This window comes from Paenibacillus sp. HGH0039 (assembly GCF_000411255.1).
Classification (GTDB): domain Bacteria; phylum Bacillota; class Bacilli; order Paenibacillales; family NBRC-103111; genus Paenibacillus_F.
Genome location: NZ_KE150413.1, coordinates 835,903 through 848,071 on the forward strand (window position 1 = coordinate 835,903; position 12,169 = coordinate 848,071).

The 12,169-nt window shown below is 52.7% G+C and carries 10 protein-coding genes and 1 riboswitch; of the genes, 7 read left to right on the forward strand and 3 right to left on the reverse strand.

Annotated features, from left to right (window positions below):
- Positions 1-52: 52 nt before the first annotated feature.
- Both HMPREF1207_RS18105 and HMPREF1207_RS18110 read right to left on the reverse strand, forming a co-directional pair.
- Positions 53-316: a hypothetical protein gene (locus tag HMPREF1207_RS18105; protein ID WP_009676221.1), complete on the reverse strand. Its 264-nt coding sequence runs from the start codon at positions 314-316 to the stop codon at positions 53-55.
- Between the two features lie 73 nt (positions 317-389).
- Positions 390-683, reverse strand: coding sequence for a DUF3055 domain-containing protein (locus tag HMPREF1207_RS18110; protein ID WP_009676133.1), 294 nt, complete (start codon positions 681-683; stop codon positions 390-392).
- A gap of 610 nt (positions 684-1,293) precedes the next feature.
- Here HMPREF1207_RS18110 and HMPREF1207_RS18115 point away from each other — a divergent pair.
- The 3 genes from HMPREF1207_RS18115 (at position 1,294) to HMPREF1207_RS18125 (ending at position 5,581) form a co-directional block, all read left to right on the forward strand.
- The gene (locus HMPREF1207_RS18115) at positions 1,294-2,172 is read left to right on the forward strand and encodes a protein phosphatase 2C domain-containing protein (protein ID WP_009676069.1); all 879 of its coding nucleotides are present in this window, start codon (positions 1,294-1,296) and stop codon (positions 2,170-2,172) included.
- Positions 2,173-2,331: 159 nt separating this feature from the next.
- A complete protein-coding gene (locus tag HMPREF1207_RS18120; protein WP_009676058.1) occupies positions 2,332-3,360 on the forward strand; it encodes an HRDC domain-containing protein in 1,029 nt (342 codons plus the stop codon).
- Positions 3,361-3,580: 220 nt separating this feature from the next.
- The gene (locus tag HMPREF1207_RS18125) at positions 3,581-5,581 is read left to right on the forward strand and encodes a peptidoglycan D,D-transpeptidase FtsI family protein (RefSeq protein WP_009676153.1); all 2,001 of its coding nucleotides are present in this window, start codon (positions 3,581-3,583) and stop codon (positions 5,579-5,581) included.
- 95 nt (positions 5,582-5,676) lie between these two features.
- Here HMPREF1207_RS18125 and corA read toward each other — a convergent pair whose 3' ends face one another.
- Positions 5,677-6,615 carry a magnesium/cobalt transporter CorA gene (gene corA, locus HMPREF1207_RS18130; RefSeq protein WP_016423862.1) on the reverse strand — a complete coding sequence of 313 codons (939 nt, stop codon included), beginning with the start codon at positions 6,613-6,615 and terminating at the stop codon, positions 5,677-5,679.
- Positions 6,616-7,131: 516 nt separating this feature from the next.
- Positions 7,132-7,261: riboswitch (SAM riboswitch) on the forward strand.
- Positions 7,262-7,346: 85 nt separating this feature from the next.
- Between corA and metA the strand changes: the two genes are divergently transcribed.
- The 4 genes from metA (at position 7,347) to mqnC (ending at position 12,054) form a co-directional block, all read left to right on the forward strand.
- Positions 7,347-8,291: a homoserine O-acetyltransferase MetA gene (gene metA, locus HMPREF1207_RS18135; RefSeq protein WP_009676235.1), complete on the forward strand. Its 945-nt coding sequence runs from the start codon at positions 7,347-7,349 to the stop codon at positions 8,289-8,291.
- Between the two features lie 38 nt (positions 8,292-8,329).
- Entirely contained in the window at positions 8,330-9,499 is a 1,170-nt protein-coding gene (locus tag HMPREF1207_RS18140) for an aminotransferase class I/II-fold pyridoxal phosphate-dependent enzyme (protein WP_009676092.1), read from the forward strand.
- Positions 9,496-10,653 carry a trans-sulfuration enzyme family protein gene (locus HMPREF1207_RS18145; protein WP_009676217.1) on the forward strand — a complete coding sequence of 386 codons (1,158 nt, stop codon included), beginning with the start codon at positions 9,496-9,498 and terminating at the stop codon, positions 10,651-10,653. Before HMPREF1207_RS18140 ends, HMPREF1207_RS18145 begins: the two co-directional genes overlap by 4 nt.
- 267 nt (positions 10,654-10,920) lie before the next feature.
- Positions 10,921-12,054: a cyclic dehypoxanthinyl futalosine synthase gene (gene mqnC, locus HMPREF1207_RS18150; RefSeq protein ID WP_009676122.1), complete on the forward strand. Its 1,134-nt coding sequence runs from the start codon at positions 10,921-10,923 to the stop codon at positions 12,052-12,054.
- Positions 12,055-12,169: the final 115 nt, after the last annotated feature.

Sequence of the window (12,169 nt, forward strand, 5' to 3'; positions counted from 1 at the left end):
ACCGTCATGCCAAGCCGCACCGCGCGCTGGGAGCTCGTAAGGTGCGAGCGTCTTAAGGTCCGGGCGTTTCTTCCGACTGATCGTCGCCGGGATAATCCCGCTCGATATCGTAATGAAGCTCACGGTTTTCGTAGCGGAACCGGTTCGTTGGACGCTGGTCATCCCGCCACGGAGTGCTTTTGCCGAGCGATTCGCTTAGAACGGACGAGCCGTACGGACCCTCCGGAAATTCTTCGGGGATCGTATCGTTTCGCTGGGACTCGACGGTAGACAGATCGGCGCCCCGGCTTTCTTCTTTTAAAAATTCATCACCCATGGGAAATCCTCCTGATCAGGCGGCCTGATTAAGCGCTGCCGGTGGTCTTTTCCCATTTTCTCCCCCGGAGGCTTCAAATATCCGTGAAATTGACAGTGCCCACGATCTGGAAAAGGAAAGAGCGAAGCTCTTCGGCCTCTTCCTCGGAGATTTTATATACGTGTTCGAGATAGCCTTCTTCATTCAAATCGTCCGGACCGATGATGGCGGTTTTGCCGGATTGCAGGTCGGTGATCATTTTTTTGCCGTAAAAACGGTTCGTATTCGTGACCGCCAGATCGAAGCGGTGCAGGGACGAGCCAACAAAGCAGACAAAGCGGGTTGAGGTATCTTCGGTATGGTCATATAAAAAATCTAATTCGGACATCACGTTCACTCCATTTACCGGTTAATACTCCCGATTATATCGGAAGTGGGGCGCGGCGTCCAAGAGGGGTTACGAAAACGGGAAAAAAGATAATTTCGTTTTTCAATGTTGTCTGAAGGAAAGAATTTTGCCGGGTTCAAGCGTTTGCGGTATGATAAGGGCGAGCGGTATATTTTCGAAAAGCGGAATGGAACAAGCGGGACAGATTCGAGCTGGCCGCAAAATCGGACGGCGGGGGCGCACTATATACCCGTACCGGGAAGTTTCGTTGTTAGATATGAATGGCAGAGTGTTTTAAAACTAAAACTCAGGTGTATCTCTATCGTTTCTCGGGAAAATGGGCGGATTTGGAGCCCAGAAGAAGGATGGAAAGAACGATACGTACGCTTTTCTGAACGCGGCGGTCTTGTGCGGCTTTGGTCATGGCGGGCTGCCTCCTTTTTTTGTGTAAGGGGATGAGTCACTAAAGCGATCTTGTTTATAAACCAATTCTATACCGGACAACGGTTTGGCGTAACGGACTCCGGTACGAGGCGAGACCCCGACAAAGGTCCAGGCTTCGAGGATTGGACCGATCCTAAAGTTTGTTGTTTGGAAAAGAGGGAACAGTATGTCGCCGCATTTATTCAAAGTGGAGAGTGTTATCCGGCAGGGACAAGGCGTGTGCAACGAGGATGCGCTGCTTCTGGCGCCCGAAGAAGGCTTGTTCGGCGTGATCGACGGCGTCTCGGGCCTGACGCCGTATCGGGACGCGCTGGGCCGGACCGCCGGCCGTATCGCGTCCGCGCTCGTGGCGTCCTGCTTTGCGGACGCCGGCGGGGCCGATCTCGAGCGCACCACGCTCGAGGCCAACGCACGGCTGCACGGGGAAATGGAGCGCCTGCAGGGGCGCTCCGAAGACACCGGCAGCCGGTGGGGCGCCGTCCACGCCGTTGTGCGCGTGGACGAGGACCGCGTCGCCTGGGTGCAATCAGGCAACTGCATGGTTTACGCCGTCTACGAAGACGGCGTGGTGCGCGCGGTGACGCGGGACTCCGTGGAGCCCCACGACGAACGCGCACTGGCGCTCTGGCGCCGGGAATATCCCGGCGAGTGGGAGCGCAGGGTCCAGCCGCCGGAAGTGACGGAAGCGCTGCGGGCGAACCGCAGGCGCGCCAACCGCCCCGGCGGCTACAGCGTCATCAACGGCGATGACGCGCTGGCCCGGCACCTGGAGAGCGGGAATATCGCCCGCTCGGGGCTGGCGCATCTGCTGCTCGTCACGGACGGGATTTATCCGTGGCGGGATGAGCATCGGCGCAGCGCGGAGGAGTGGGTCCGTGCGGTAATCAGGGCCGGGCTGGAAGCTTATGTGGACGGGCTGGAGGCATTTGAGGAGGACGATCCGGAATGCCGCAGCGTGCAGCGTTTTAAACGTTCGGACGATAAGACCGGGATTTTACTTTCCTTTTCCAAAGAAAGCCGATCGGATAGCAAGACTGTTCGTTGAAAGAGAGATTCTTGTAAAATCAGTTCATCTATGGTAGGATATGGGATATAGCTCAGTGCACAGAGGAAGCACCTCTCCACTTGCGTTTTATTACGCATAAGGAGAGGTGCTTTTTGCGCTTCCGGGCCTTATTCACAATCAAAATAGAGGAGGAAAGGTATGAACGTCATTTATTTAACGACTTTGGAGAAACAAGTGGAAGAAGGGAAGGTTAAGCAGGCTCAATTTTTTGCGGGGGAAAAGACGGGAGTCTGGCAGGCCATGTGGAATGAAGTGAACGACAACGGCAAGCCGATCCAGGATATCTGGTATGAAGGCATTTCTTGGGAGGAACTTGTCAGTGCCATTAAGAAAGGGCTTCAACTAAAGCTGGCGGAAGGTTTTAAGCCTCTGCTCCGGGGAATCGGGGAAGAGCAGGCGGGTATGTCCGCCAAAGCGGAGATGACGCAGCTTCTTCAATACTACGGTGAGGTTCATGCCGATGAGACCCTCTATGAAGAGCTGAGAGCGTGGAGACGCGAACAATCTTTCAAAGAAGGCCGCTCGCCGTTTATTCTGGCGTCCAACCGGATGCTGCAGATGATCGCCGCTTTTTGCCCGCAATCGTTGGAAGAATTGCTTCACATTCCAGGCTTCGGACAAAACCGGGCTTCCAAATACGGAGGCGATGTCCTGCGGATCACGAGAGACAAGCAGCGCCAGACGGATTTTCCGCTGGATTGGGTCGCGGCCGCGACAGACCGTTCGCAGTTTGAAGCCTGGATGAACGGACAGATGGAACGCCGGGTACAGAAGGAGGCTGCGAGACAGTCGGGCAAGCGCAGACTTCTGGAAGCGATGGCAAGCGGCGGGAGTCTGGCGCAGCTCCGGACCGAGCTCTCGTTTACTTCCCGAGAGCTGGTTGCCTTGCTCGAAGAGCTGGAGCGAGATGGCTACGATGTACTCGCGGGCATCGAGAGCGAGCTTGCCAAAGTGCCTTCCGAGCAGCTGGCCGAGGCGGAGCGCCTGTTCGCCGAGATGGGCGACCGCTATCTGAAGCCCATCCTCCAGGGCTTGTACGGGGAGCAGCTGCCTGATGCCCAGACGGCCGACGGCGTCTATGAATGGCTGCGGCTGCTGAGATTCAAAACACGGAAGCGGAAAGAGGAAGCGGCGAAGGAACGGGACAGCGGGCAAAAAGCCGGGTAGCGGTGATACGGCAAACAGACAACGAAAAACAGGCCGCTCTGACCTGTTTTTCGGAAAGTCCATTGTATTAGAGAAAGAACAGCGGATGCCGGCTCGAGGTCCGGGGGTCCTCTCCTTAAATCTTAACCTTTTTGTAACCAGTCTGGAGGCTCCGTTCAATTGTAAATAAAGGGTGGTTTTGCTACACTTGAACGTATAGATTGTGAGAGAGGGCTGGCTTATGAAATCGCCTTATACCGAGCAGGACCCCGCCAAAAGAGAAGCGGACAAACGCATTCATTTTACACTTCGGATCAATATTTTTTTCTTCGCTACTTTCGCCCTGTTTTGTGTGCTTATCGTTAAACTTTCCTACCTTCAATTCGTTAAAGGCCCTGAACTTCAGATAGCAAAAACGAATGGGATGAATACGGATACCGCCATTCCCCCCATACGCGGCAATATACTGAGCAAAGACGGCGTGCCTATTGCCACTTCCAATTCCACGGAATCGCTGTATTTCCGTGTCGAAGGCGGCACCAAGAATCAAGATCCGATTATTGAGACAGCCAAGAAACTCGAGAAAATTCTGGGTGATCTCGGTGACAAGAATCTGCCGAAGATGACTATGGAAAATATCATGAAGGCGATGGATCTGGATTTTGACATCAACAAGCAGAAGATCAAACCTAAAACGCCTTATTCGGAGCCGAGAAGAATAAAAGCCAATTTAAACAAGGAAGAGGTTGCTTACCTTCTCTCCCACCGGGATGAGCTTCACGGCGTGGAGGTTGTCGAGGAAAGCATCCGCATGTATGATCAGCGGAAAATAGCTGCCCAGCTCGTAGGCTACTTGAAAAAATACGATGATACCGCGAATCTTAATTTTTATAAGAGCAGGCAGGATCAAGGCTATTTGCTGCGAGAAACGGTTGGCTTTGACGGGCTTGAAATGATGTATCAGGACGAACTTCGCGGAATGCCGGGCAAGAAGAGTTATCCGGTCAACGCGGCCGGTAAAATTGTCGGCAACGGGACTTTGGAAAAACCGGAGAAAGGAAAGAATCTCCGGCTGACGATCGATACCAACGTGCAGCTCGCCGCTCAGCAGGCGATCATGGATCAGCTGAAATGGCTGCATAACCCTCCTTCCGCTTATGCTAGGTATGCCGCACCGTACGCCCGTTCCGGTTACGCGGTAGCGATGGAAGTCGATACGGGCAAAGTGGTCGCTATGGCCTCCATGCCGGACTACGATACGAATTTGTGGACGGGTGGAATGGATCCGAAAATTTATCCGCAAGTTAAATACTTCGTCAACAACGGTACTATTCGCAACTCACCGCCGAACTTTCCGGATGACCAGCAGAAGCGTCACCCTTCTTCAATTCTATATTTGGGATCGACCATTAAGCCGCTCAGTATTTTGATAGGTTTAAAAGAAGGGTTAATCACCCCTGGAAGTTATTACAATGATAACGCTCCTTTTGTTTACGGGAAGGATAACAGTACGGTGCGTAACTCGGATAATCATTATACAGGTATGATTTCCCCCACAAGAGCGATAGAAGTTTCATCTAACACATATATGTCTGCAAAAATCGGAATTCCGTTTTATAACAAATACCAGCGCAAATCGGGCGAAGCTTGGGAAAAACAATTGGCTGAATTTGGACTTGGAGTAACAACAGGAAGCGGCCTCCCATGGGAGTATGATGGTATGTCGGAAATCGATGCGGCCGCCAAAACGAGCAGTTATCAATCGGCGATGGTTTTTGCATCCTGGGGTCAGAACGGCAAGTATACCACACTTCAACTTACCCAGTTTGCTGCTACTCTTGGTAGCCGAGGTAAGCGGGTGAAACCGCAGTTCGTGGAAGAAATTCTCGATTCCGACGGCAAAGTCGTCAAAGGCTACGAACCGGAGATTCTGAATCAAGTCGATCTTCCCAAAACCTACTGGGATACGGTCATTAACGGGATGAAAAGCGGAGCGGAAGGCATCGACAAACTGCCATATCCGGTAGCCCGCAAAACCGGTACTTCGACGCAGCAGGTTTCTGGCGGAACTGTCGATAACGCGGTGTTCATTTCTTTCGCGCCCGCTCAAAATCCTAAGCTGGCCATTGCCGTTGTCGTGCCGGAAGGCGGTTACGGCCGTTACGGGGCGTCACCGATCGCGGCCAAGATTTACGAAGCCTACGACCAGTATGTCGGCGGCCTCAGCACACCCAAAAAATAATAACGGCACAAAAATAGCATCGGCTTCCATTTCGTTCTTGGTCAAGAACAATGGAAGCCGATGCTTTGTTAGGTCGACGTCGTCATTCTGCATAGTCAAATCCACCCTTTTTTACGGAAGAGTAGGAACATGCACAGCCCGAGTACACCCATAAATCCGAAAATGAATAAATCCGCATAAGGAACAGTCAGCAGCCCGAGAATATCGGTGAAGTTCATTCCGAAAATACCGGTGATAAAGGTCAGTGGCATAAAGATCGTGGTCAGTGCGGTAAAAATACGCATGATTTCGTTCGCGCGGTTCGCTACGCTGGACTGATAAGCTTCTCGTAAGTTGCCCATGAGATCGCGGAGCGTATCGAAGGTGTCGACGATTTTGACGGCATTTTCGTGAATGTCGCCGAAATATTTTTGCAGCTGATTATCGATCAGCTTCAGTTCTTTGCGGTTTAATGTCGCCACAACGTCGCGCTGCGGCACAAGCATTTTTTTCAGCCACAAAATTTCCCCGCGGAGACCGACGATCTCGTTCAAATGGGATTTTTTCGTGTGCATCAGGATATCTTCTTCAAGCTTCTCGATCTTATCTTCGATCCGGTCTCCGACAATAACGTAGTTGTCAACGACAAGGTCAACCAGATGATACAGGAAGCGGTCCGGGCTGTTAACTTCTTCATCCCAAAGAAAGGGTTTGATGGCACGGAGCTCCTGGATTTTCTGTCTCGTAACGGTAATGATGAAATGCCTGCCCAGAAAAATATTGAGTGCGCGAAGAAAGATTTCTTCATCATCAAACCGGATGCTGTTGATTACAATAAAATAGTGCGTGTCGTAAATTTCGATTTTGGGCCGCTGTTCTTCTTCGCTGAGACAATCCTCTACGGCCAGATCGTGAAGATGGAAGAGCGGCTGCAACTGCTCCAGATCGTCCACATCCGCATCGATCCAGTAAAAACCGGATTCGGGTGGTGTCAGCGCTTCGTGAATGTCTTCAACCAGCGTAAAAGCGCCCTTGTGTACCAGGCGTGTTTTCATCCGTTTCACCTCTTTATGCGAAACGGCGCACAGCACTCCGGTCCGTAGGGAAACTACGGACGCTGGAGTGCCGGCCCCGGTTCGCTGCTATTCGATTTTGATCGTACCGGGTAAAGCGTCTACTTCTCGGTCGGTCCCCGTCCATCCGTATGTTCCCCCCTTTATCATTCCGTGTCGAATATACTTGTCTAGTATATACCTACATTTTCCACGATTCAAGCATCAAACTCTGGTACTTTTCTCCTGCCAATTCCCGTAGTCTGGGGATTTTTTATCCTATGCGGGAGAAGGGTTTGAGGTGCGGGCAAACGGTCGGACAAACAGCTCGGAGGGTTCATACGGAATGCGGCCTGCGCCAAAGAGGCAGCCGTCATGCGGCGCCATACATACGCCAATAGCTGCGAACGTTGTGAAAGACATCGGTTTTTTTCTTAGCAAGTTTATTATGTGCAACTTTTCAAAAAGCACTTGACATTTGCCCGGTAACCATTAAGATAGGAGATAACTGAATAAACTTTCTTATCAAGAGTAGGTGGAGGGACTGGCCCGATGATACCCGGCAACCGACATTGTAACCCCCGAGGGGCAATGCACGGTGCTAATTCTTGCGGGAGCCGTATGAATAGCGGCTTCTGGGAGATGAGAGAGGAGCATGTTGCATAGGGATGAACAGGCCTTTCTCAACTTTTTGAGAGAGGCCTGTTTTAATTTCTTTCGAGGAGGAATGACCGATGCCGATTAAAATACCTGATAATCTTCCGGCTAAAGAAGTGCTGAACCAAGAAAATATTTTTGCGATGGATGAGACGGTTGCCTACCATCAAGATATCCGCCCTCTGCGGATTGCGATTCTGAATCTGATGCCGACAAAGGAAACGACGGAAACCCAACTGCTGCGCCTCCTGTCCAATACGGCTCTTCAGGTCGAATTTGTCCTGCTGCATCCTAAAACCCACACCTCCAAAAACACTTCTCCCGAGCACCTGGAGATGTTTTATAAAACGTTTGAAGATATCAAGGACGAAAGGTTCGACGGAATGATCATTACCGGCGCGCCCGTTGAGCAAATGGATTTCGAGGATGTTCATTACTGGGATGAGCTGAAGAACATCATGGACTGGAGCGTAGACAACGTAACCTCGACGCTTCATATATGCTGGGCTTCCCAGGCCGGACTTTATCATCATTTCGACGTGCCGAAATACACGGTGGACAAAAAAGTGTTCGGTGTTTTCCCGCACATGATTGCGGAAGAGAACGTGAAGCTGCTCCGCGGGTTCGACGAGTTTTTCTTCGTTCCCCAGTCGAGACATACGGAAGTGCGCCGTGAAGACATCGAGAAGGATGAACGGCTCGTGATTTTATCGGAATCGGAAGAAGCCGGCATCTATATCGTGGCGACGAAGGACGGCAAGCAAATTTTCGTAACGGGACATTCCGAGTATGATCCGCTGACACTGAAATGGGAGTACGACCGTGACGTCAATAAAGGCATGGACGTGGAGATCCCGAAAAATTATTATCCGAACGATGATCCGAGCAAGAAGCCGATGATCACGTGGAGAGCGCATGCGAATCTCCTGTTCTCCAACTGGCTGAACTATTACGTTTACCAGGAAACGCCGTATGATCTTAATGCGGGTCGTGAACTCAGCGCGCTTAGTGCCTGTCTATAGTATAGAACGAATGATACCTTAAAGGAGAGATTCCACGCATGAACATCGAAAGTCGATTGGCCCAAATCGGTTCGGTTTCCGAACCTGTGACCGGAGCGGTGAGCTTCCCCGTATACCAGTCAACGGCATTCCGCCATCCGCGTCTTGGAGAAAGTACCGGATTCGATTATGCCCGTACGAAAAGCCCGACCCGCAGTGTGCTGGAGGACGCGATTGCCGATCTGGAATCCGGAGACGCCGGTTTTGCCTGTTCCTCCGGCATGGCGGCGCTGCAGACCATTTTCACGCTGTTCAGCCAGGGGGACCATCTGATTGTATCTCTGGACCTTTACGGCGGTACATACCGCCTGCTGGAGCAGATCATGTCCCGCTTCGGCGTGAGCGCTTCCTATGTGGATACCAATGACGTCGAAGCGCTGGAAGAAGCCTATCGTCCGAACACGAAAGGGATTCTGATCGAAACGCCGACAAATCCGCTCATGATGGTCACGGACTTGAAGCTCGTCTGCGGCTGGGCCAAGAGTAAACAGCTTCTCTCCATCGTGGACAATACGCTGCTCACTCCTTATCTGCAGCGTCCCATCGAGCTTGGCGCGGATATCGTCATCCACAGCGCGAGCAAATATTTGGGCGGCCACAATGATGTGCTGGCCGGACTGATCGTGACCAAGGGGCAGGAGCTTTCGGAACAAATGGCGTTCCTGCACAATTCCATCGGCGCCGTGCTCGGCCCGCAGGACAGCTGGCTGCTCATGAGAGGGATGAAAACGCTCGCTCTGCGCATGGAGCGGCATGAACATAACGCAACGACGATCGCCCGCTATCTGCAGTGGCATCCGCTTGTAACGGATGTATACTATCCGGCGCTCGAATCCCATCCGGGATATGCGATCCAGAACAGGCAGTCGTCCGGCAACACGGGAATTTTCTCCTTTAAAGTAACGGATGCGCGTTTAGTGGAGCCGATTCTGAGGCACGTTAAGCTTATTGCGTTCGCGGAAAGCCTGGGCGGAGTGGAGTCGCTTATGACGTACCCGGCCGTTCAGACGCACGCCGATATTCCGCTGGAAATCCGGGAAAAAGTAGGCGTCGACGACCGGCTGCTGCGTTTTTCGGTCGGCATCGAACATGTGGACGATCTTATTACCGACCTGGCGCAGGCTCTGGAACAGGCACAGGCTGAGGTGGAAGGGGACAATCAGGCGTGAGTACCGACAAAAAACTAGGAACGAAAATCATCCACTTCGGTGGAGAAATCGATAAAACGACGGGCGCTTCCAGCGTACCGATCTATCAGGCATCTACCTTTCACCATTTCTCGCTGGATAATCCGCCGGAGTTCGATTATTCCCGCTCGGGCAATCCGACCCGTCAGGCGCTGGAAGACTATATCGCTCTGCTGGAAGGGGGAGCGCGGGGATTCGCGTTCGCTTCCGGAATGGCGGCCATTTCATCGGCCTTCTTCCTGCTGTCGAGCGGCGACCATGTAATTTGTACGGAGGATGTGTACGGCGGAACGTATAGGCTGCTTACCGCGATTCTGACCCGGATGAATATCGAGACGACGTTCGTCGATATGACGGATCCGGAGAAGGTCAAGGCGGCGCTGAAGCCGAACACGAAGGCGGTCTTCCTGGAGACGCCGTCCAATCCGACGCTGAAGATTACGGATATCGCGGTCATCTGCGCGTGGGCGAAAGAAAACGGGCTGCTCACGATGCTCGACAACTCTTTTATGACGCCGTACTATCAGCGTCCCATCGAGCAAGGTGTCGACATTGTGCTGCACAGCGCCACGAAGTTCCTGAGCGGTCACAGCGACGTGCTGGCCGGCCTGGCCGTGGTGGCTAACGAGAGTCTCGGCCGCCGCATGAAGCAGATCCAGAACGGCCTAGGCAACGTGCTCGGCCCGCAGGACAGCTGGCTGCTTATGCGCGGCATGAAGACGCTCAAGGTGCGCATGGAAGGCTCCGAGCAGAACGCCCGCCGCCTGGCCGAATGGCTGGACAGTCATCCGGCGGTCGGGGCCGTGTACTATCCGGGGCTGCCGGACCATCCGGGCCGCGAGATTCACGAGAAGCAGTCGAGCGGCTACGGCGCCGTCGTCTCGTTCGACGTGAACGGGGGGGAGCGCGCCAGGAAGCTTCTAAGCGAGGTCAAGATCCCGCTGGTCGCCGTCTCTCTGGGCGCGGTCGAGAGCATCTTGTCCTATCCGGCGATGATGTCCCATGCCGCGATGTCGCGCGAGGTGCGGCTGGAGCGGGGAATTACGGACGGGCTCGTGCGTTATTCCGTCGGTCTGGAAGACATCGACGATATCATTGCGGACCTGGACGCGGCTTTATCTCATCTGCAGGGATAAGCGGCTGTCTGAGGGCTCGAAGGAAGCAAGCGCAAGTGGTATATTCCGTTCGGATGAACGGATGCCGCTTCGCTTGCTTCTTCTTTTTTACCGAAATCAAGTATGAAAGATAACCGAAAGGCCTATTTTTCCCGTAGCCGGATTTGGGGCGTTATGTTACAATGGTGATAATGTTTTTTTATACATGTAACTTTTTTCACATAGTATATCGTGAGCCGCGAATTCATACCTAAATTCGTGTGCGGAAGTCAGAAAGGAGTGAATGCCATGAATCCGATCGACCGCATTCTGGATAAATCCCTTGCAGGCGGACGAATTGATCTGGAGGAGTGTGTCACACTGCTCGAATCCGACCAGATCGAGAAAATGGGTCATGTCGCTAACCAAATTATGCTGAAGCACCATCCTGAACCGATCACCACGTTTGTAGTAGGCCGCAACATCAACTACACGAACGTTTGTGACGTTTATTGCAGATTTTGTGCATTCTATAGAGCTCCCGGTTCTACGGAAGGATACGTACTTACCAATGAAGATATTTTCCGCAAAATCCAGGAGACGCTGGATGTAGGCGGAACCGAGATTCTGATGCAGGGCGGCACGAATCCGGATTTGCCGTTCAGCTACTATACGGATCTGCTGCGCGAAATCAAGCAGCGCTTCGATATTACGATGCATTCTTTCTCTCCGGCGGAAATCTGGAAGATGAAAGATGTGTCGGACGGCCTGTCGCTGGAAGAAGTGATCCGTCAGCTGCGCGACGCAGGACTGGACTCTCTGCCTGGCGGAGGCGCGGAAATTTTGGACGACCGCATCCGTATGAAAATTTCCAAGAAAAAAGGCTCCTGGCGCGACTGGATGGATGCCATGGAAACGGCTCACCGTCTGGGCATGAATACATCGGCGACGATGGTTTACGGTTTCGGCGAGACGATGGAAGAGCGCGCCATGCACCTGCTCCGCGTGAGAGAAGCGCAGGATAAGTGCATCCAGAACGGCTACGATTCGCTGGGCTTCCTGGCCTTCATCCTGTGGCCGGTACAGCCGGACAACACGAATTTGCGCGTAGAGAAAACGAAGCCGGAAGAATATCTGAAAATGCTGGCCATATCCCGCATTATGCTCGACAATATTCCGAACTTCCAGTCTTCCTGGGTAACGATGGGCCCCGAAATCGGCCGCCAGTCGCTGCATTACGGCTGCAATGACTTCGGAAGCACCATGATCGAAGAGAATGTCGTTTCGGCTGCGGGGACTACCCATAAAGTGAACATTTCCTCCACGCTGGAAATGATCCGTGCCGCAGGCAAGATTCCTGCCCAGCGCAATACGAAGTATGAGATTCTCCGTGTGTACGACGAGAACTCGGTTGTTGAAAAAGATTTCATTATGCAGAACTAATTGGATCTAACATAGATCTCCCTTTTTCAAAAAAGGAAAGAAACCCGGAAGCCGTCTACAACGGTCTTCCGGGTTTCTTTTTGTGTCAGTGGAGTCTGGCCATGCAGTCGATCCT

What these genes read in the sequence shown, in the direction of transcription:
- HMPREF1207_RS18105 (WP_009676221.1), bottom strand. Translation starts at nt 316, where the DNA reads ATGGGTGATGAATTTTTAAAAGAAGAAAGCCGGGGCGCCGATCTGTCT.
- HMPREF1207_RS18110 (WP_009676133.1), bottom strand. Translation starts at nt 683, where the DNA reads ATGTCCGAATTAGATTTTTTATATGACCATACCGAAGATACCTCAACC.
- HMPREF1207_RS18115 (WP_009676069.1), top strand. Translation starts at nt 1,294, where the DNA reads ATGTCGCCGCATTTATTCAAAGTGGAGAGTGTTATCCGGCAGGGACAA.
- HMPREF1207_RS18120 (WP_009676058.1), top strand. Translation starts at nt 2,332, where the DNA reads ATGAACGTCATTTATTTAACGACTTTGGAGAAACAAGTGGAAGAAGGG.
- HMPREF1207_RS18125 (WP_009676153.1), top strand. Translation starts at nt 3,581, where the DNA reads ATGAAATCGCCTTATACCGAGCAGGACCCCGCCAAAAGAGAAGCGGAC.
- corA (WP_016423862.1), bottom strand. Translation starts at nt 6,615, where the DNA reads ATGAAAACACGCCTGGTACACAAGGGCGCTTTTACGCTGGTTGAAGAC.
- metA (WP_009676235.1), top strand. Translation starts at nt 7,347, where the DNA reads ATGCCGATTAAAATACCTGATAATCTTCCGGCTAAAGAAGTGCTGAAC.
- HMPREF1207_RS18140 (WP_009676092.1), top strand. Translation starts at nt 8,330, where the DNA reads ATGAACATCGAAAGTCGATTGGCCCAAATCGGTTCGGTTTCCGAACCT.
- mqnC (WP_009676122.1), top strand. Translation starts at nt 10,921, where the DNA reads ATGAATCCGATCGACCGCATTCTGGATAAATCCCTTGCAGGCGGACGA.